Origin of the sequence: Exiguobacterium sp. s50 (assembly GCF_018618175.1) — a bacterium.
Lineage (GTDB): Bacteria > Bacillota > Bacilli > Exiguobacteriales > Exiguobacteriaceae > Exiguobacterium > Exiguobacterium chiriqhucha.
Genome location: NZ_JACSLP010000004.1, coordinates 273,629 through 293,395, shown reverse-complemented (window position 1 = coordinate 293,395; position 19,767 = coordinate 273,629). Strand labels below are relative to the sequence as shown.

Annotated in this window: 24 protein-coding genes and 1 pseudogene; 18 read left to right on the top strand and 7 right to left on the bottom strand. The window is 52.3% G+C overall.

Going from position 1 to position 19,767, the window contains the following annotated elements; translation table 11 throughout:
• Window positions 1-22: 22 nt before the first annotated feature.
• The 3 genes from KNP68_RS08025 (at window position 23) to KNP68_RS08015 (ending at window position 4,619) form a co-directional block, all read left to right on the top strand.
• A complete protein-coding gene (locus KNP68_RS08025; RefSeq protein ID WP_214799298.1) occupies window positions 23-1,846 on the top strand; it encodes a methyl-accepting chemotaxis protein in 1,824 nt (607 codons plus the stop codon).
• Window positions 1,847-2,039: 193 nt separating this feature from the next.
• Window positions 2,040-3,746, top strand: coding sequence for a methyl-accepting chemotaxis protein (locus KNP68_RS08020; protein ID WP_214799296.1), 1,707 nt, complete (start codon window positions 2,040-2,042; stop codon window positions 3,744-3,746).
• A gap of 126 nt (window positions 3,747-3,872) precedes the next feature.
• Window positions 3,873-4,619, top strand: a complete 747-nt coding sequence (locus KNP68_RS08015) for an SDR family NAD(P)-dependent oxidoreductase (RefSeq protein ID WP_214799294.1) — start codon at window positions 3,873-3,875, stop codon at window positions 4,617-4,619.
• Window positions 4,620-4,690: 71 nt separating this feature from the next.
• On the opposite strand, the gene KNP68_RS08010 is transcribed toward KNP68_RS08015, so the two are convergent.
• The gene (locus KNP68_RS08010) at window positions 4,691-5,575 is read right to left on the bottom strand and encodes a tetratricopeptide repeat protein (protein ID WP_251131479.1); all 885 of its coding nucleotides are present in this window, start codon (window positions 5,573-5,575) and stop codon (window positions 4,691-4,693) included.
• A 125-nt stretch (window positions 5,576-5,700) separates the two neighbouring features.
• On the opposite strand from KNP68_RS08010, the gene KNP68_RS08005 reads away from it, so the two are divergent.
• Both KNP68_RS08005 and KNP68_RS08000 read left to right on the top strand, forming a co-directional pair.
• On the top strand, window positions 5,701-5,928 hold the full coding sequence (locus KNP68_RS08005) for a DUF3221 domain-containing protein (RefSeq protein ID WP_214714170.1): 228 nt from the start codon (window positions 5,701-5,703) through the stop codon (window positions 5,926-5,928).
• A gap of 19 nt (window positions 5,929-5,947) precedes the next feature.
• Complete coding sequence (locus KNP68_RS08000; RefSeq protein ID WP_165569432.1) at window positions 5,948-6,112, top strand: hypothetical protein; 165 nt, start codon at window positions 5,948-5,950, stop codon at window positions 6,110-6,112.
• Window positions 6,113-6,125: 13 nt separating this feature from the next.
• On the opposite strand, the gene KNP68_RS07995 is transcribed toward KNP68_RS08000, so the two are convergent.
• The gene (locus tag KNP68_RS07995) at window positions 6,126-7,367 is read right to left on the bottom strand and encodes a hypothetical protein (RefSeq protein ID WP_214799292.1); all 1,242 of its coding nucleotides are present in this window, start codon (window positions 7,365-7,367) and stop codon (window positions 6,126-6,128) included.
• Window positions 7,368-7,637: 270 nt separating this feature from the next.
• Between KNP68_RS07995 and KNP68_RS07990 the strand changes: the two genes are divergently transcribed.
• The 7 genes and pseudogenes from KNP68_RS07990 to KNP68_RS07960 all read left to right on the top strand — a co-directional run bounded on the left by KNP68_RS07990 (window position 7,638) and on the right by KNP68_RS07960 (window position 12,451).
• Window positions 7,638-8,198, top strand: a complete 561-nt coding sequence (locus tag KNP68_RS07990; protein WP_131471779.1) for an AAA family ATPase — start codon at window positions 7,638-7,640, stop codon at window positions 8,196-8,198.
• 1,404 nt (window positions 8,199-9,602) lie between these two features.
• Window positions 9,603-9,719 (top strand): annotated as a pseudogene (locus KNP68_RS07985) (UTRA domain-containing protein); the annotation flags it as partial.
• A 131-nt stretch (window positions 9,720-9,850) separates the two neighbouring features.
• A complete protein-coding gene (locus KNP68_RS07980) occupies window positions 9,851-10,069 on the top strand; it encodes a DUF6440 family protein (protein ID WP_214799290.1) in 219 nt (72 codons plus the stop codon).
• A complete protein-coding gene (locus KNP68_RS07975; RefSeq protein WP_214799346.1) occupies window positions 10,069-10,602 on the top strand; it encodes a GNAT family N-acetyltransferase in 534 nt (177 codons plus the stop codon). The genes KNP68_RS07980 and KNP68_RS07975 overlap by 1 nt, the downstream gene beginning before the upstream one ends.
• A 15-nt stretch (window positions 10,603-10,617) precedes the next feature.
• A complete protein-coding gene (locus KNP68_RS07970) occupies window positions 10,618-11,322 on the top strand; it encodes an ABC transporter ATP-binding protein (RefSeq protein WP_214714166.1) in 705 nt (234 codons plus the stop codon).
• Complete coding sequence (locus tag KNP68_RS07965) at window positions 11,319-12,092, top strand: ABC transporter permease (protein WP_214799288.1); 774 nt, start codon at window positions 11,319-11,321, stop codon at window positions 12,090-12,092. Before KNP68_RS07970 ends, KNP68_RS07965 begins: the two co-directional genes overlap by 4 nt.
• Window positions 12,089-12,451, top strand: coding sequence for a VOC family protein (locus tag KNP68_RS07960; protein WP_214799286.1), 363 nt, complete (start codon window positions 12,089-12,091; stop codon window positions 12,449-12,451). The genes KNP68_RS07965 and KNP68_RS07960 overlap by 4 nt, the downstream gene beginning before the upstream one ends.
• Window positions 12,452-12,487: 36 nt before the next feature.
• Here the strand turns inward: KNP68_RS07960 and KNP68_RS07955 are convergent, their stop codons facing one another.
• The 5 genes from KNP68_RS07955 to KNP68_RS07935 all read right to left on the bottom strand — a co-directional run bounded on the left by KNP68_RS07955 (window position 12,488) and on the right by KNP68_RS07935 (window position 14,660).
• Window positions 12,488-12,997 carry a hypothetical protein gene (locus tag KNP68_RS07955; RefSeq protein WP_214799284.1) on the bottom strand — a complete coding sequence of 170 codons (510 nt, stop codon included), beginning with the start codon at window positions 12,995-12,997 and terminating at the stop codon, window positions 12,488-12,490.
• A gap of 135 nt (window positions 12,998-13,132) precedes the next feature.
• Entirely contained in the window at window positions 13,133-13,480 is a 348-nt protein-coding gene (locus tag KNP68_RS07950; RefSeq protein WP_131471793.1) for a nuclear transport factor 2 family protein, read from the bottom strand.
• Window positions 13,470-13,811 carry a DMT family transporter gene (locus tag KNP68_RS07945; protein ID WP_131471796.1) on the bottom strand — a complete coding sequence of 114 codons (342 nt, stop codon included), beginning with the start codon at window positions 13,809-13,811 and terminating at the stop codon, window positions 13,470-13,472. The genes KNP68_RS07950 and KNP68_RS07945 overlap by 11 nt, the downstream gene beginning before the upstream one ends.
• A gap of 11 nt (window positions 13,812-13,822) precedes the next feature.
• Complete coding sequence (locus KNP68_RS07940) at window positions 13,823-14,131, bottom strand: DMT family transporter (protein ID WP_131471798.1); 309 nt, start codon at window positions 14,129-14,131, stop codon at window positions 13,823-13,825.
• Between the two features lies 1 nt (window position 14,132).
• Window positions 14,133-14,660: a TetR/AcrR family transcriptional regulator gene (locus KNP68_RS07935; protein WP_131471800.1), complete on the bottom strand. Its 528-nt coding sequence runs from the start codon at window positions 14,658-14,660 to the stop codon at window positions 14,133-14,135.
• A gap of 111 nt (window positions 14,661-14,771) precedes the next feature.
• Here KNP68_RS07935 and KNP68_RS07930 point away from each other — a divergent pair, with 111 nt between their 5' ends.
• From KNP68_RS07930 to KNP68_RS07905, 6 genes are all read left to right on the top strand, one after another.
• Window positions 14,772-15,344: a zinc dependent phospholipase C family protein gene (locus KNP68_RS07930; RefSeq protein WP_165569433.1), complete on the top strand. Its 573-nt coding sequence runs from the start codon at window positions 14,772-14,774 to the stop codon at window positions 15,342-15,344.
• Entirely contained in the window at window positions 15,341-15,631 is a 291-nt protein-coding gene (locus tag KNP68_RS07925) for a hypothetical protein (protein WP_029594892.1), read from the top strand. The genes KNP68_RS07930 and KNP68_RS07925 overlap by 4 nt, the downstream gene beginning before the upstream one ends.
• Window positions 15,632-15,924: 293 nt before the next feature.
• Window positions 15,925-16,926, top strand: coding sequence for a siderophore ABC transporter substrate-binding protein (locus KNP68_RS07920; protein ID WP_207391693.1), 1,002 nt, complete (start codon window positions 15,925-15,927; stop codon window positions 16,924-16,926).
• Between the two features lie 24 nt (window positions 16,927-16,950).
• Entirely contained in the window at window positions 16,951-17,943 is a 993-nt protein-coding gene (locus KNP68_RS07915) for an ABC transporter permease (protein ID WP_251130824.1), read from the top strand.
• On the top strand, window positions 17,940-19,016 hold the full coding sequence (locus KNP68_RS07910) for an iron chelate uptake ABC transporter family permease subunit (RefSeq protein WP_214714164.1): 1,077 nt from the start codon (window positions 17,940-17,942) through the stop codon (window positions 19,014-19,016). The genes KNP68_RS07915 and KNP68_RS07910 overlap by 4 nt, the downstream gene beginning before the upstream one ends.
• Window positions 19,013-19,765, top strand: coding sequence for an iron ABC transporter ATP-binding protein (locus KNP68_RS07905; RefSeq protein ID WP_021066414.1), 753 nt, complete (start codon window positions 19,013-19,015; stop codon window positions 19,763-19,765). Before KNP68_RS07910 ends, KNP68_RS07905 begins: the two co-directional genes overlap by 4 nt.
• Window positions 19,766-19,767: the final 2 nt, after the last annotated feature.

Genomic DNA, 19,767 nt, shown 5'->3' with positions numbered 1-19,767 from the left:
CATGCGAGAGGGGAATATACATATGTCAGTGAAACAGAAGTGGATAGCGTTACGGAATCGTTTAAACGTCCAGCGCTTTCAATGGAAACCGAAACGACGAAAGCCAAGCACGCGTGAAGGAAAACGAGTGACCGGCAAGAACCTGACCATCCGTCAAAAGCTGTGGGTACTCGTCATTCTCGCGCTCCTCATGGTCGCAGGTGTCGGCGGCTACTCGCTCTTGTCGCTCGCCGATGCGAATCGTCAAGGCGATGACATCGTCAACAACTGGAACAAAGGGCTCGACTACGCCCACGAGCTGAACACGCTCGCGGCGAACTATCGCGCGCTCGAGCTCGAGCATATCGTGACGGACGACGCGGCCGCGAAAGAAGAATTGATGACCGCGATGAAACAGATTCGGACGCGCATCAATGAGATCGCCCCGAAATATGAACAGACGGCGACAGGAGAGACAGACAAAGAGCTGTTCGCCAACTTCAGCAAGCAGTGGGAGATGTATCAGCGCGTGTCGGACAACATGCTCATTTTCAGCACGTCCGGCAACAACGGCATGGCTCGTTCGTATTATGACGCCCAGTCCCAATCGACATACGATAACTTCACGCAGCGCCTGACCGAGCTCGTCGACTACAACTCGGAAGGCTCGCAGCGTGTCGGCGCCGACATGGAACGTGAGTTTCAACAGTCGCTCATCGCGTTGCTCGCGGTGACGATCGGTGCGGTCGCACTCCTGTTGTTCCTCGGACTGAGCCTACTGCGCTCCATCATCAAACCGATGCGGGTGCTCCAAGAAAAATTCGACGAATTGGCCTCACAAGGCGGCGACTTGACGATGGCCATTCCGGTCACATCGAACGACGAAATCGCGCAAGTGAGCCGCTCGTTCAACACGTTCCTCGCGACGCTACGCGACATCATGATCGACGTCGACAAGACGTCAAAAGTCGTCCTCGTCTCGTCAAAAGAAGTGGCGGCGGAAGTCATTGAACTGAGCCGTTACATGGAAGAGACGTCAGGCACGGTCGAGGAATTGACGGCCGGTATGGAAGAGACGGCCGCATCTTCGCAAGAGATGAGTGCGTCGACGACCGAGATGGGCAGTTCTATCGATTCCATCGTCGACTTGTCGAACGACAGCGCGACGACAGCGGGCGACGTCGAACGTCGGGCCCACGCCATGCGTGAACAAGCCGTCGCATCGAAGACGGAAGCGAACGCCATCATCGAGCAGAAACGCATCGAGCTCGACGAGGCGATTAAAGGGGCGCAGTCGGTCGAACAGATCCGTGTCTTGACGAAAGCCATCCTCACCATTGCCGACCAGACGAACTTGCTCGCCTTGAACGCATCGATTGAAGCGGCCCGGGCAGGAGATGCCGGTCGTGGCTTCGCCGTCGTCGCTTCAGAGATTCGTAAGCTGGCCGAGAACTCGCGCCAGACGGTGAACGAGATTCAAGCGGTGTCCACGACGGTCATCGATTCGGTCGCCCGGCTCAATACGAGTTCGGCCGATATGCTGACGTTCCTCGACACGAAAGTGCTCGCCGACTACGACCGGCTCGAGGAGTCGGCCACGCAATATGAAGCGGATGCGACCGTATTCGGGGAGACGGCACAGACGTTCGAGACGAACGCGCTCCAACTTCGCCATATGACCGACAGCATCCTCCACGTCATCCAAGAAGTCGCGACGACCGTGACGGAAGGGGCGGACGGGACGCAGTCGATTTCGGAGAAAGTCCAACTGTCCGTCGAGCGGTTCAACGACGTCCAAACTCGGATGCAGGAGACCGAGCAACGTGCGGTCGAACTTTCGAATCGCGTGTCACAGTTCAAGTTATGAAGCTAGATCGCAGCCATGATGGGCTGTGGTCTTTTTTTGTGACAATAAATGGAACATAAGACTCGTAAATAAGGTCAATCCATTAAAATAATTGGAAACAAATGTGGAAAACCGTTTGCACAAACCGATAGAAATCATGTGATTCCAAAATTTGATAGAAATAGAGGTGTGAGAGGACGAGTTCCTCGAGAAGATGAAAAAAAGGCTAAATCAACTCACATTGACGCAGAAACTGTTTGGCGGGATCGGAATGATTCTTTTACTCGTCGTAATCGGGATGGGTTACAATCTGATGGCGCTGAACGATGCGACGAGCCGATATGAAGAAATGATTTCATCAGATGTCATGCGGATGAAGGCGGCCGATGAATTATCGTTAGGGATGGTCCGTCAGGCGTATGGCCTGCGTGGTTATATTCTTGAACAAGAGCCGGCCCGGCTTGAAGCAGAGCAGCAAGGGTCAGAAGAGAAAAAAGAAGCAATCAATGCCTTGTTAGAACTTTCGCCTTCGACAGAAGAGACGAAAGAACTAGAGAACTTGATGTCATACGCATTAGGTTACGATGACTTAGCACAACAGTTGATTCAAGCAATTGACGCGGATGATCAAGAGACAGTGGACCGACTCGCGCTCCGGTTGTTGCCGGATGTGACGGCATCAATCATTGAGTCAGGAGAGACGATGCAAGCCGAATCGGAAGCCGCGATGTTGGCGAAGCAAGCGCAGCTTGAGAGTCGAGGTCAAAGTGCATTGATATACTCTGCAGTGATCGCCGTCATCATTTTCGTACTCACGCTCGGCGCCGGCTACTTCCTCCAACGCATGGTCACGGTCCCGCTTCGCCAACTATCGGACGAGGTCGGCATCGTCGCCGACGGTGATTTGACGCGCGTGGACCTACAAGTACTCACACGCGATGAAATCGGTGAGCTCATGATCGGCTTCAACCAGATGAAAGGCAATCTGCGTGAACTGATTAACGAAGTGAGCCGGAACGCCCAAGAAATCACGGCCCAGTCAGAAGAACTGTATGCGAGCACGGAAGAGATGTCTTCGCAGACAGAAGAGACGACGCGGATGATTGAACAAGTCGTCGGAGAGACGGTCAACCAGGCAGGGGCCGCCTCGAAGAGCGGGCAAGCAGTCGCGGCCGCCGATGAAGGTGTCGAACGGATTGCCATCTCGATCGGGACGATCAGCCAAGACGTCCAGGCGAGTCTAAAGCTCGCCGAAAGCGGTGAACAGACGATCCAACAGGCGAAGCAGGAAGTGCTCGCGCTCGAAGCGGAGACGGTCACAACCGGCCAGTCGATCACGGCGTTGAAACAACAGTCGGACGAGATCGCCCTCATTACCGAGGTCATCCAGTCCATCACCGACCAGACGAACCTGCTCGCCTTGAACGCGGCCATCGAAGCGGCCCGGGCCGGGGAACAAGGGAAAGGCTTCGCCGTCGTCGCCGAAGAAGTACGGAAACTCGCGGAACAGTCGAAACAATCGGCGTCCCAAATCGCCGGTTTGATCGAATCGATTCAGACGCAATCGAATGCGGTACTCGAACGTCACGCCATCAGTGCCCGCCGCGTCGAGACGAACACGGCGTTGCTTGAAGAAGCGACGGCGTCGTTCCAACAAATCGTCGGGCAATTGCACGCCTCGGTCGAGAACACGGAACAGATCCGGGTCGCCTCGAGCGAGATCGCGACGACGACGAAACAAGTCGCGACAGCGGCAATCCATATGGCGAGTGACAGTGAAGGCATGGCCGAGACGATGCGTAGCGTAGGTGAGACGGCCGACGCCCAGCTCGCGATGATTCAAGAGTTGAACGGTGTCGCCGAGTCGCTCGGCAATATGACCGGCGACTTGCAGACGCTCATCGGGCGTTTCCAAACATAAGACGGACCGTCCTTTCCTGTTCTAGGGAAAGGATAGTTTTTGCGTGTTGTCAGGATTGATGAGAGGGTGTTACGGGAATTGCGGGAGAGAGACAACATCTCGACTACAGTGAAAAGGGGACACATCATGAAATATACCGTCATCACCGGAGCAAGTTCAGGTATTGGTTATGAAGCGGCGAAATTGCTCGCCAAGCAAGGGAAGTCACTCGTGCTCGTGGCACGGCGGCACGACGAACTCGAGAAGTTGCGGAGTGAAATCAAGGCGATCGCACCGAAGAGCGATGTCATCATCAAGGCGAAAGACTTGTCATACAGCGAGAACGTATACGGGATGTATGAATCGCTCGCTGATCTCGACATCGAGACGTGGATCAACAACGCCGGGTTTGGCGATTCGAATTTCGTGAAGGACGTCGAGGTCGGGAAAATCGAGAACATGATTCGCTTGAACGTCGAGGCGTTGACGGTACTGTCGAGCCTATACGTCCGGGACTATCATAACGTCGAAGGGGCGACACTGTTGAACGTCGCATCGGTCGTCGGCTATCATATCGCCAAAAAAGGCGTCACGTATAGCGCGACCAAATTCTTCGTCAGTGCGTATACGGAAGGGCTTGCCCGCGAGCTCATGAACGATGGGGACAAACTGCGAGCGAAAGTGCTCGCGCCGGCCGCGACGGAGACGGGCTTTGCCAACCGCGCTCGCGAAGAAGACGACTTTGACTATAGCCAAAACGTTGAGAAGTACCATACGGCCGAAGAGATGGCCGGGTTCTTAGTGCAACTGCTCGAGAGCGATCAAGTCGTCGGCATCGTCAACCACGAGGACTACTCGTACGAGTTGCGCGGTCCGATTCATCCGTATATGTGATCAAGTCAAATAAGAAACAAACAGGGGTCCCGTCACCAACATGTGGTGGCAGGACCCCTGTTCATATTCAATCAAGACGAGCGCATCGAATCCCCGTAGCCCCCGGTCAACCGGTGCGTGAGCCGGTGATACCAATAGCGGAGACGCAAGCGGTATACATACAGTCTGGACGTGTTCGGCAAGACGACGTTGTCGATATAATCGGCGAACATGGCGCGGAACATGTGGTCCTCACTGTCGTCATACGTCGCACTCCACATACCGTGCTCTTCGACCTCGAGCAACATCGCGATCGTCTCGTCATCGAGCTGATGGTCGTCTTCCGGCAACCGTTTGACGAGCATCTCGACCCGATGGCTGCAGATGGACGCATAAAGCGAGTGGGCGCGAGGGTTGCGCGGGTTAGCGTTCAAGTATCCGATGGCCACCTTGAGGAGCTCATCGTTCATCTCGAGTGGAATCTCATCATATACTTGGAAGAATTCGAGCAACATCGGCACCGTCTCTTCGTTGAATCCGGCGAGTCGGACGTAATGCATCAAGTGGAGACCAGCCTCCCCATAAAACTTACGATTGAAGTAATGGACGGCGATGGTGCGTTGGACGATCGGCACGTTCGGATAGCGTTCGACGGCCCGAAGGAAATGCTGCTCGGCCTCGAACAAGAAATTCGTATCGTCGCTCAAGATGCCATGGAGACAGTGGATCATGTAATGGTCGCCTTTTGCGCTCGCGGCTTCGAGCACGTCACGGGCCCGGCCGAACTCGCCTTCACGGATGAGCGGATACGCCCGCATCGCCGGAAAAAACGGGTCGTCCGGAAAGTTCGTCTCGCCGCGGACGACGAGCGATTCGATCGCTTCGGCGTTATAGTCGTCAATCATTTCTTCAAGGAGCATCATCTCGAGGAAGGTGCGTTGAAAGTCTGGATGGTGTAAATCGATGGTGTGTTTCATGAGGGTCCCTCCCGGCGTAAATGAGTGTTGCTTCATTATACCGAGCAATCGAGCGAACGAGTAGAGTTATTTCAAAAAATGGGAAAAGAATAGGGAAGGATTTCCGAGGAAATGGAGGAATGGAGATGGTCACGTTCACAGGTTATATCGTCGAGCTCGAACCGACGCGGATGCGGGTCGCGCCGAATCTAGATGCCGAGCCGTTCGATGGCATCGTGTTTCACTGGGAAGAGCCGCTTCGAGAGGATGAGACACCGCTCGCCGTCGGGCAACAGGTGCGCGTCGAGCACGATGAGAAGATGACCCGCTCGCTGCCGCCACAGGCGATGGCGCATCGAATTGATGTGCTATGATGAGACCGAGGTGAAACAAATGGGACAGTCGAATTTTTTGTGGATGGGTGTCGTCATCGCCATCAGTGCGCTGATTGTCTGGTTGTTGCAGGACGTGATGCCATTTTGGATGTTGTCGATTATCCTGCTCCTATTCGGGGCCGCGGTCGGCAACTTGCAGCGACGCTCTCGAAATGACACGTAAAAAAAGCACGTCATCATTCCGATGGCGTGCTTTCTTCATCTTCAGTTTCAACTGCAGCCGGCTCGTCTGTGGCTTCTTCGGTCGCGTCATCGGCAATCGGTTTCTCCTTGACGACGGGCGGCGTCTCTTTCTTGTCAGGTTTAGCGGTGGCTTTCGGCTTGTCTTTTTTCTTGACCGGTGCCGCCTCCGCTTCTTTTTCTTGAACTGCCGGCTGTTCCGGCTCGACCGGTTCGGCCGGTTCGGTCACGGGGACGTCAGGCTCGGTCGGTTGCTCCGTGACGGGAGGAGCCTCCGATTCTTCAGCAGGTTGTTCCGGTTCGGCTGGAGGCTCTTCCTCGACCGGTGCCGGTTCTTCAACTGGAGGCTCGGTCGGTTCCGGTGTGTCTGGTGCTGCCTCGGCTTCCGGTGCTGGTGTCGGTTCGGGCGCGGGTTCCGGTTCAGGCGCCGGAGCTGGTTCGACCGGATCCTCACGTTTCGGTACCGGTGTAATCGGTGCGACCGGTGCGAGTTCAGCGGCCGGGGCACTGCGTTTTGTCGTCGGTGGCGGGGCCGGTGTATCCGACTCGATGAACGACAGTACGTCTTGTTCGAACAAGGCGACCGGGAGCGTCTTCGTCACCAAGTGAAGGCCGAGCACCCGTCCATTGGCAGTGACAATCGGGCTGCCGATGGCGCGGTTCGGTAAATCGAATTCGCGGCGATAGCTGTCTTCTTCGAACGTGAGCGTTCCTTCAATCTGTTCGTCCGGTGCGAGTGTCAATACCGATTCGTCTGGTCCGACAATCGCGTGACTGAACGAGAACGGGGTCACTTTTACTTTTTCGATGCGGATGACGGCGATGGCGTCAGTCCGGCCGATGACTGTTCCATTCACCGTCTTGTCACCATGTTTCATCGTGACGCGGGTGATGCCGGCGACGTTATGGGCCGCCGTCAATACATCTTGCGGGCTAATCAAAAACCCGGTACCCGTGCCGACAGTATAGAGGCTATCTTGCAACGTCTCGAGGTCGACGGTGGTGGCACCATCGGCTGAGACCGTGTCTTTCGTGATGTTCAAATCGACTTTGTCGGCGAGTGAATCACTCGAGCGCGGGCTGTCGGTAAGATAGGCGTTCGTTAAAAACGAGACGAATGCGATGAGTGCAATGACGATGGGGACAGCAATCCATTTCAAGCGACGTGGGCGATGGCCACACGCCGGACAAATAGTGGTTTTCGAGCGGGTCTTCGCTCCGCAGCGTGGACAAGTCACGGGATGACACCTTCCTTCATACACATAGATGATATGCCTATTCCTCAAATGAGGATGGGGTAAACAATAATTGACCAGGTTTAGAAAGAGAAATGGGGAATTGGATGATGGGTACTTTCTTGAGATGACTAGGATGACTCTAAATTTATGAATATGAGGTGAATTCCCTTGATTATGAGATGTAGCCATTGCGGATATGAACAAGTTCCTATTGGACGAGTCGAGCGATATGATATGGTATTGAAAATGACAGTAGGGGTGGGATTAGACATGAAGTTCGTCGTATTATTTGGTCCACAAGCCGTCGGCAAAATGACGGTCGGGCAAGAACTCGCCAGTATTACCGACTTAAAGCTGTTCCATAACCATATGACGATTGATCTCGTCAGTCCGTTCTTCAGTTACGGGACACCGGAAGGGCGTCGGCTCGTCCAGCTGTTCCGCCATGAGCTGTTCGGCGCGGTCGCGAAAAGTGATTTGGACGGGATGATCTTCACGTTCGTCTGGGCGTTCGATTTAGAAGAGGACTGGGCGTATATCAAACAAGTGACCGACTTGTTCGAGTCGAACGGGGCCGACATCTATTATGTCGAGCTCGAAGCGGACATCGAAGAGCGCCTCATTCGCAACCAAACGGAGAACCGGTTGACCCATAAGCCGACGAAGCGGGACATCGCCTGGTCGGAAGGTGAGTTGAAGCAGACGGCGACGCTATACCGATTGAACTCACAGGACGGGGAACTCGACGTCGACAACTACTTGCGCATCAACAACACATATCTTGATGCGGCGACGGTCGCTGAACGAATCAAACAACATTTCCAGCTATGACGAAAACGAGTCTATTAGGAAAGACGAGTGAGAATCATTGCCATGAATAGAATGATTTTCACTTTTCTTTCTTTTTTTCGGCTTAACCTCAAAAAATCTCTTTTTATCAAAAAACGGCGAAACTACGCCCGTTTCTAAGCGGTTTGGACGAGGACCCGGCGTAAGTGGGTAAGGAAGCGCCACGACCTTTTTTTGGGTATAAATACTTAGAAAGTGTAGATGTGGGTAGTTCAACGCAATTACCGAATTTAAGACTAGGTAGTTTGCTATTCTGATGGTAATAGGAATGGATTAAACACATATTCATGAATTAGGATTCGATTGTTATTTATAAAAAAGAGGAGGGTTCACGTTTACATATTTTGTTGTGGAATTTCCAACGATATCAGAAATATATAAAAATAATGTGTTAAATAACCGTTTCGAAATTGGGCGTAACATCTACAACAGCCTTGCCAATATAACCCTCAAGCGTTACAAGGAAATGATTAAAACCCAACGTTATCGACAGGCACTAGAGCTGCATAAGACTAATAAACGTGAAGCGAATGAAGCCTTTAAAGAATTGTGTGAGGAATATCGTCTTTCAGAATATGAGTTCCACAAAGATGTTAAGCCTATGCAACACCACTTTAAAAAAATATCGACTCCAACACTTCTCAGAAGATTGCTACTCGATTATGGAAAGCTTTTGATGAGTTATTGTATGGTAATGGGAAACAAATTCACTTCAAGAAATTCGGTGAATTTAATTCCTTAGAAGGAAAGACGAATAAAGCAGGCATCCGATACAAGGATGGGTATTTGTTATGGAATGGTTTATCACTTCAAGTCATTTATGATCAAAACAATTCTTACGAACTCGAGGCTTTTCAAAATGAAGAGAAATGTATCAGCCGTTTTGAAGAATTCCTTTCGAAACATCACATTGAGATTAAACGTTGTAAAAAAATGAATATTATCTAATAAGTAATAACAGGATGTTGACATGCGTCCTATGCCATCACAAAACCCTGCTCAGAGGTTTGATAGTGAAAGTCTAATGGAAAAGGGTTAGTCTCCTATACTTTAGAGTGTCGTTGGAAGCCATTGTACTTTAGACCCTTACCACCTAGTGGTTAGAGTGTCAGAATAAAGGAAGAAGGATTCCATAAATCTACGGCAGGATGTCGCAAGAGAGAATTTTAGATAGTAATTCCAAAAAAAGTATTGTCTAGAATCAGTAGCAAATATTATGCAGAGACGAGAAAATTTCTAAGAGTATGAGTTGTGAGAGTAATTTGGTGTCAGTCGGACGGCTTAACAAGTGCACTCAATCAGATGACGGCGAAGGGTACTCATCCCTCAGTGAGAACTTGGCGCGTTTGATATTTAGGGGAAAACCGACAGATATAATCGTATACGCCGTGTTTCTATATCGAGACGGTGACCGAGGACGCCTCTGGACGTACGATTGAATATTCACGGTCCTACTTTAGAGGGGATAAGACGAGCTTCGTCATCGAGCGGAGCTATTCATGAACACGCCACAATCGGGCGTGTTTTTTTGTATGAATTAAAGGGGTTTCACATCCGGCAGTTATGGATGCGTCTCATTCATTGAAACGAGAAGATCTATTGCGTACAGTTAGAAGTAGAAAGGTGGGGGTAGGATGTTATTCAAAAAGAAAATAGCAGAAGCAGCGGCAGGATCGAAACGGTTTCACGTCAAGTTGACGGAACAACTGCCGGAACTCGGTCAAATCACCATTCTCGTCGATACGGCCACTGGCGTGAACTATATCCAGACGTGGGTCGGGACAGGTGGCGGCATCACTCCGCTACTCGATGCGAATGGTGAGGTTGTGATCGAGGAAGGGTACCGATCGTGATGTCACTCAGCACCAATCGGCTGACGTTACGACGGGTTACAGCGGACAATGCGCCACACCTGTTGGCATATTTATCGAAACCTGAGGTCGTCCGCCATATGGGACTCGACCCGTTCACGTCGTTAGAGGATTCGTTAGAAGAGATTGCCTGGTACGATTCGATTCTCGAGGAAGGGACAGGTGTCCGCTGGGGAATCACGTTGACCGGGCAAGACGAGGTCATCGGCAGTTGCGGATTTTTGAACGTGTCAGCGAAGCACCAGCGAGCCGAAATTGGGTTTGAGCTCAGCTCGGATTATTGGGGAAGAGGCATTGCCGGTGAGGCGCTCCGTGCGGTCGTTCGTCATGGGTTCACACAACTCGGGTTCCATCGCATCGAGGCGCTCGTCGAGCCGGCGAATACCGCGTCACAACAGCTCCTCGAGCGGGTCGGATTTACGCGAGAAGGGTTGATGCGAGGGTATGAGTTCACACGTGGTAAGTACGACGATTTATATATGTATTCATTGCTTGAGACAGACAGCATGACATGATGGAGGACGACACCGATGCAGATTATCGAATTCAAAAACGTGAGTCATGGAGACATTTTACATAATGTGACGGGATATTTCCGGCAAGGACGCATCACGACGTTCGTCGGTCCGAGCGGTGCCGGCAAGACGACGTGCCTGAAGCACATCAACGGCCTGTTATCACCGGACGCCGGTGCGATTTATTTCAAAGGGGAGAATATCGATTCGATCGACGTCATCGAACTGCGCCAACGAATCGGCATGGCGTTCCAAAGCGCGCCGATGATTGACGGGACGGTGTACGACAACATGAACCTGCCCAAAGCCATCTTCGGCGAGACGCTCGAACGGGAACGGGCGGCGGACCTGTTGCAGAAAGTCGACTTGGGCGGGATCTCGCTCGACCAACCGATCAAGACGTTGTCGGGCGGGGAACGGAGTCGTGTCGCCATTGCCCGGACGCTCGTCAACAAGCCGGACGTGCTGTTATTGGACGAGATTACGGCGAGCCTCGACTATCGGACCGTGAAAGAGATTGAGCGGTTGATTGTGAGACTGCAAAAAGACTTCGGGGTCACCGTCGTCTGGATCACGCACGACTTGGATCAAGCCCGACGTGTCAGTGATGACATGTGGTTTTTGCGAAACGGGGAATTGATTGAATTCGGCGACGCGACGTTCATCGATGAGTCCGATAACCCGATGATCGGTCGTTTCGTGAGGGGGGAAGAGCTATGACGTTCATCGAACTGATGACTTCATTGATTTTTGTCGCCATCCCGCTCGGTTTGGCGTTGTTCTTGAAACTCGGGCTCGAACGCGACATCTTGATTGCGACGGTGCGGTCGATTGTTCAGTTGCTCATCATCGGCTACATTTTGACGTTCGTCTTCGAGAGCGACAGTCCGGTGTTCATGTTGCTCATGATTCTGTTGATGATTGGGGCGGCGACGCAGAACATTATCAAGAAGGGGGACGGCATCCCCGGCATCACATGGATGATTCTGCTCACGCTCGTCACGGTCGAGACGTTGACGATGGGCCTTATGCTCGGACTCGGCATCATCTCGTTCGAGCCGGAGAAAGTCATCCCGATCAGCGGCATGGTCATCGGGAACTGTATGGTGTTGTCGCTCCTGTTTTTGAACAAGTTCAAAGACGAGGTCGAGCGGAGCGATGAAGTGATTGAGCTCATCTTGTCGTTCGGCGGCACACCGAAAGCAGCGATCGAGCGCAGTTTGAAGAGCGCCATCCGCACAAGCATGATCCCGACCGTCGAGGCGCAAAAGACGATGGGACTCGTCCAACTCCCGGGTATGATGAGCGGACTCATCATCGGCGGGGCCGACCCGATGGAGGCCGTGCTCTATCAATTGCTCATCTTGTTCCTCATCTTGACGACCGCATCCATCTCGGCGGTCATGGTCGGCTATCTCGCGTATCCGCGCCTGTTCAACCAAAAACTTCAGTTCGTCGGGTTGACGTATCGAAAGGGGAAAACGACATGATTCAAGGCATCCATCACGTGCAAATCACGATCCCGAAAGGGGAGGAAGCCCGTGCCCGTGCGTTTTATTGCGGCGTGCTCGGTCTTCCAGAAATCGAGAAGCCGGTGTCACTTCAAGGACGGGGCGGGTTTTGGCTCGAGGTCGGCGACCGTAGCGTCCACGTCGGGACCGAGGACGGGGTTGACCGGCTGTCGACGAAAGGACACGTCGCCTACGCCGTGACCGATTTGGCGGAATGGGGACAGAAGCTCGAGGTGGAAGGGATTGAGCGGCTCACGGGTATCCCGATTCCTGGATTCGACCGGTTCGAGTTCCGCGACCCGTTCGGCAATCGAGTCGAGATGATTCAAGCCCTCTGAATGGAGAGTGCCCGCTGTGGGTGCTCTTTTTTTCGTTCAAGAGATCCCGAACAGTTCGATGACAGCTTTCCAATTGGAAGGATAGGCGTTGCTACCCCCATGCTGATGCAACAGTTTGCCGTGACGGTTCACAGTGAAGTTCCATTGTGTCCCGTCCATCGTGAAGTACCCTTTTTCCTCGAATACTTCAGGCCAGCGATGTGAGACGAGCGACACGAATCGTTCATGGACGCGGAAGGCATCGGTTTTGTCATACCAACCGGACCTCGGAATCGCTGTGGTCAAGTCGAACTCTTCACGCCAGATGATTTCTCGCTTGACCGCGCCATCTTCAAAAAATGTGAAGGTGGACTCGTTATGGACGCCGAAGCCGCCGACCGTGAACGTGACGGTGATGGTTGGTCGTTTTTTACGGATGGCATCGAGCGGGATGGTCGGCTCGAACGTCAATTTCGCTTCCAGGGATGCCTTGATGGCCAGCTGTTCGTCTACGGAACGCCTCGGACGTACGGATTGAAGCCATTGCTTTTTTGTTTGTTGATCCATGTTCATCTTCCTTTCATCTCATCGGATGGGTTGATTATAAGCAAAATGAACATGATGGGTGTGTACAAAAATGAATCAGGTACGACGAAAGGGAGTGTCGATTGGGACACTCCCTTTTTAGGTGACGATTTAGTGTCAAGAAGGCGGAACGATTGTCCCTTGATGGAAACGCATCTTCCATTGGCCATCAACGTTCACCCAAATCGAGCTGCGCAAGGCGATGCGTCCGGTGGAGTGGTCTTCGGTCCGATACGTGGCCAGGACGACGTCGTCTTGAACGGTCTCCAGTGAGAAGTCGGATAAGGTGATGTGAATCTCGCCGAGGTCCATCGTGGCGGCAGATGCCGTCCGATATAACATGCGTCCGGAACTGCCGATTTCAAAAAAATCATCCGTGAGTAGACGGCGCAAATGCTCAGGCGATGTGCGCACGTCGGTCGTCAATAATGCCCGTTCCTGTCGTTCGATTAAGTCAGCCAGCATGTGGTTGCTCCTCCTGTTTTCCAAGATTCATGACGATGACGCCGAGCACGATGACGATCAGGCCGATGCTGTTCAAGCTCGACAGCACTTCCCCGTACACGAACACCCCGATCAGCCCGGTCGCGACCGTGCCGAGCCCGGCCCAGACGCTGTAGGCAATGCTGAGCGGGATGGTCTTCAAGACGATGCCCATCAACGTGAACGAGATGGTGAAGCTGATTAAGAGAACAAGACTCGGGAACAGATTGGTAAATCCGTCCGACAGCTTCAACATCGACGTCCCGAGCACTTCGAATGCAATCGATACGAGTAAGATTCCATAGGATTTCATGATTTCCCTCCTCATAATTTCATCAAGACGAGCCCGATGATGACAAGCCCGATGCCCATGACGGTCTGAATCCGGACTTGTTCCTTGAAGACGAGGAAGCCGATCAGCGCCGTCGCTGCCGTGCCGACCCCGCTCCAAAACGCATAGGCGAAACTGAGTGGGATGGAAAGAAGGGCGAGCGACAACAAGTAAAATGCCGTCACGTAACCGAAGGCGACACCAATGATGGGCAGGCGGCTCGTTGTCGTCGCGTTCAGCTTCAACATGCTCGAACCGAACAGTTCAGAGACGATGGCACCAACGAGATAGACGAAGCCCATGTTACGATTCTCCTTTTGACAGCGCGTCGCACTTTTGTCGGATGATGCGGGCAGCCCGATCTTTGAACGCAGCGCTATAGCCATATGTCAACGCGAACCAAAACCCGTCACAGAGCAGTCGAAGCTCGAGCACGCGATCAGCGTCAGGACCATCCGCGGCGAACTGTTTATCCCAACGTTTGGCGGCGTCGTTCCAAAGCTTTCCGCTCGCATCTTCTTGTGATGAGATGAAGACGGCAATCAAGTCGGCATCACCATCGCTATAATCGAGCGTCGCGAGGGCGTAGGCGCATGTGAACGGATAAGGACCATCTAACCCGGTTTGATGATGGACGATCCGATTTTCAAATTCATCGAGCGCCATTCTATTCATCTGCTGCAACAGGTTGGCCTTGCTTTCAAAGTGGTATAAGACGCCCCCTTTCGTGATACCGGCGCGTTTGGCTAAGTGGTCCATCGACAGTTGTTGAATGCCCTCGGTTTGAATGATTTGTGCGGCGGTCCGCAGTAACAATTGTTTTTTACTCATGTGTGTCCTCCTCACTATACTGAACGGTCAGTATAGTGAGCGTATCAGACTAGAGTTGGGTTGTCGAGATGAATACATGAATGGGATAATTAGGAAAAGGGGGGAGAGATGATGGGTTCACATTTGATGCATCTCGTCATCGGGAATGAGGTGTTGGCGCATTTGACAGATGTCGATCGCACGACTTTTTTGTTGGGAAATCTTGCGCCCGATGCGACGACGTCTAAACAAAACACCCACTATTACGCGGGACGGCATGAGGATATGACAAGACGGCTCGACCTTGATCAATATTGGGTGGACAGTGTGGACGAGAATCAATCGTTTCGCCTCGGCTATTATTGCCATCTCGTCGCGGACGAGATTTGGTTGCAGGGTTTTTATAAAGCCTGGCTCAAGCAAGTCATCACGAAAGACCCAGAAAAGCAGGCGATGTATTATACCGATTTTGATTCATATAACGCTCGTTTAGTGCAGCGATTGGACGCCTTCGATTTCGACGTGTTAACCAATGCCGCACAAGGCGAGCTGCTGGCACTCATCCTCAAAATCAAGCAAGATGCGAAGGCGAAAGAGGAAGGGACGTATACGATGTTTTTGCCACTTCAGTTCGATGGCTACGTCGAGACGTGCATCCTTCGATGTCGACAGATGGTCCAACAGAAGAGTGGGGTGATTATATGATTCAACGACGTTATGCACCGCTTTACGTAACGTTTGGACTTTCTATTTTGACAATCGTGGCGCTGTTCACTGTGAACGGCCGCTTTTTCCCGGATTTGAACTTGATTACGGCCATATGGGTCTACATTGTTCTAGATGTCGCCCTGATTGCCACATTGATTTGGGGCCTGTTCTCAAAAGACAAGACGGTGCGTGTGTTCAGTCTCGTCGGGAATCTTGGATTGATTGTGCCGCTATCGATTTGGATTTTTTTGTTGGTGCTCGCTAACGGGATTTCGGAAGCGTAATCGGACAAATGAGAGTGACCGAATGAACTCTATTTGCTTAGAAAGTGGACAGGCGTTCCGCTTTCTTTTTTTATCGGCATTAAATAGAAAGAATAATATTTCCATTTCCAATTTGAAAATTTGGCATTGCGCAACCTATTTTTGTTTGTTATGCTTCTCAATGAAAACGACAATGATAATCATTATCAGTGAGAAAGCATCAGTATTCCTTACATAGAGCAGAAACGTGGACTAGTCGCGGACTCACTGAGAAGGTCGTCATTCAAAAACAGATACATAGGGAGATGGAAAGAATGGGGAAATGGAAAGCAGCAGTCATGCTCACATCACTCGTCTTCACGCTAGCCGCATGCGGTAGCACGGACGAAACGAAAGACGAAGGAAGTGCGGAAGCCGAGACGGCACCGAAGACAGTTGAAATCACAGACGCACATGGAACAATCGACGTACCGGTCAATCCGGAGAAGGTCGTCGCGCTCGACAACCGAACGTTCGAGACGCTCTCGGATTGGGGGATCGACTTAGTCGCGGCGCCAATTGGATTGATTCCAGCGGACTTGCCTTATAAAAACGATAAAGACATCGTAGACGTCGGGATGCACAATGAGCCGAACTTAGAAGCGATCGCCGGCGTGGATCCGGATGTCGTCATCGTCGGACAACGATTCGCCGACTACTACGAAGACATTAAAAAATTAGTCCCAGAAGCGGCCGTCATCAACTTGGACATCGAACTTCCCGAAGATGCGGGCACGCCAGGAGAAATCTTGGTCGAAGGCTTTGAGACGACGACACGTTCACTCGGCCAAATCTTTGAAAAAGAAACGGAAGCAGATGAGCTCATCGCGAGCTTTGAAGCATCGATCGACAGTGTGAAAGATGCATACGATAGTGAAGACAAGGTGATGTCAGTCATCGTCTCAGGCGGCGATATCGGCTTCTCGGCACCAAATACGGGGCGTGTCTTCGGACCGATGTATGACATCTTTGACTGGACACCTGCCCTCGAAGTAGCGAAAACGACAGGTGACCACCAAGGGGATGAGGTATCGGTTGAAGCGATTGCTGAGAGTGACCCGGACTGGTTGCTCGTCCTCGACCGTGATGCGGCCATTTCAAGCATGGAAGACGCTGTACCTGCAGCAGACGTGATCGATAACGCACCGGCACTCCAAAAAACGAAAGCCGTGACAGACGAAAAAATCGTGTATGCGCCGAACGATACGTACATCAACGAGTCGATTCAAACTTATTCTGAACTATTCAACGACATCGCAGCCGCGCTTTCGAAATAAGGGAGTCACGTTGTGCAAAAACCAATGACAGCAAGGGTTGAGACATTGTCTCAGCCCTCCTTTTCTAACATATGGACGAAGTCCTTTATCGTAGCAATGCTTGTGGTGTTCATATTGGCGGGCCTTTCGCTCGTGACCGGCGTCTATGACATTCGTCAAGAAGGTGGGTCGGACATGTTTTGGATCACTCGCGTCCCGCGTACGATTGCAATCATGTTGACCGGTGCCGCCATGGCGATGTCGGGACTGGTCATGCAACTGATCACGCAAAACCGTCTCGTCGAACCGACGACGACCGGTACACTCGAATGGGCGGGGCTCGGCCTGCTCGCTGTGTATCTGCTCGTCCCGGCTCCGACGCTCATGATGCGGATGACGGGGGCGATCGTCTTTTCATTCATCGGAACGATGGTCTTCTTCTGGTTTCTGCGCTCGGTCAAACTTCGCTCGTCGTTGATTGTCCCGATTATTGGACTCATGCTCGGGGCGGTCGTCTCGGCCGTGTCAACGTTTCTCGGTCTATTCTTTCAAGCAAGCCAGACGATCGAAGGTTGGTTCGTCGGGTCGTTCGCATCGGTGCAGGTCGGACGTTATGAATACTTGTGGCTCATCATCCTCGTCACGTTCTTCATTTTCATCCTTGCGAATCGCTTGACGCTCGCTGGACTCGGAGAAGACATCGCGACGAGCCTCGGCGTCAACTACAACCGCCTCATCTTGATTGCGACGGGACTGATTGCACTCGCGGTCGGGGTCGTGGCGACGGTCATCGGCAATCTGCCGTTTCTCGGGCTAATCGTTCCGAACATCGTTTCGATGTTTCGCGGGGATGACCTGCGCAGCAACTTGCCATGGGTATGCGTCATCGGGATGGGAACGGTCCTCGTCAGCGACTTGGTTTCGCGGACGATCATCATGCCGTTCGAATTGCCGGTATCACTCATTCTCGGGACGGTCGGATCAATCGTGTTCATCGCGATTCTCATGAGACAACGGAAGACGGGAGAGGTACGATGAGCACACTTATTGAAAATAAGACGAAGCCACGGGTAGCGTATGATGTCGATGGTCGATCCGTGCATACAGAAGAACGGTGTGCGACGGCGTTCCGTTCGAAACGAGAACAGCGCCGCTACTGGCTATTCCTTGCCTTCTTCATCATCGGCGGATTACTCTGTGCGTTCGGGTTACTCGTCTATAACAATCCGGTCCCGTTCGACTCGCCGTCGTTCGTCCCGGTCGTCGAGCGTCGGATTGTCGCCGTCATCACGATGGCGATTGCCGCGCTCTGTCAAAGCATGGCGACAGTTGCGTTTCATTCGGTGACGAACAACCGGATTATCACGCCATCGTTACTCGGGTTCGACGCACTCTACTCGACGATTCAGACGAGCATGATCTTCTTCTTCGGGGCAGGGGCGTTAATCGGTTTTTCGGGAACCGGTGCCTTTTTGACTCAGGTGGGCCTCATGGTGCTCATGAGTCTGCTCTTGTATGGCTGGCTCTTGTCAGGGAAATATGGCAATCTGCAACTCATGCTTCTCATCGGCATTATCATCGGGACCGGCTTGAACTCGGTGTCTTCGTTCATGCGCCGCATGCTCGCGCCGTCCGAGTTCGACGTTCTGCAGGCCCGTCTGTTCGGTTCGGTGATGCATGCCGATGCCGCCTACTTCCCGATTGTCATCCCGATTGTGATTGTCGTCGGGATCTTATTGTATAGCTTCTCCAATCGCTTGAACGTCGTCGCACTCGGGAAAGACGTGGCGACATCGTTCGGGGTGAACCATCGCCGGAGCGTCATCTTTACGCTCGTCTTAATCTCGCTCCTCATGTCGGTATCGACGGCGCTGATTGGACCGTTGACGTTCTTCGGATTCTTAGTGGCGACGCTCAGCTATCAAGTGGCAGCGACGTACGATCATAAGTACGTGTTTCCGCTGGCGTTCGCGCTTGGTTTCTTCGTTCTGACGAGCGCGTATTTCTTTATGTATCACATTCTCAATACACCGAGTGTCGTGTCCGTCATCATCGAACTGTTCGGCGGCGTGATTTTCTTAGCGGTGATTTTACGGAAGAGGTCATTATGATTCAACTTGAACAAGTACAAAAAACATATACGGATGACGTCCAAATCGGACCGATCAATCTCGACATCCCGAAAGCTGGATTCACGTCGTTGATTGGACCGAACGGGGCTGGGAAATCGACGACGCTCATGATGATTGGCCGTTTACTCGACTTGGATGAAGGTCAAATCCATGTCGCCGGCCTGGACGTGTCGAGCGCGAAATCGAAAGACTTGGCGAAAATCGTCACGATCTTACGGCAAGAGAACCATTTCGTGACGCGTCTCACCGTCCGTCAGCTCGCGGGCTTCGGACGCTTCCCGTACTCAAAAGGGCGGTTGACGCAAGAGGATGAACGGATTATCTCGAAATATATCGACTTCCTCGACTTGACGTCGCTCGAGCATCGCTATCTCGATGAATTGTCGGGTGGACAGCGCCAACGGGCGTACGTCGCGATGGTGCTCTGTCAGGAGACGGAATACGTGCTCCTCGATGAGCCACTCAATAACCTCGATATCGCTCGATCGGTCCAGATGATGGAGTACTTGCGCCACGTCGCTGACGAGTTCGGACGGACAATCGTCACGGTGCTCCATGACATCAACTTCGCAGCGAAATATTCGGACCGCATCTGTGCGATGAAAGACGGGAACATCGCCGCCTTCGGTACGGTCGAGGAGATTATGGATGCAGACATCCTATCTGACATATTCGAGACGAAACTGGAGATTATTCAAGGGCCATATGGGCCAATCGCAGTCTATTAAAG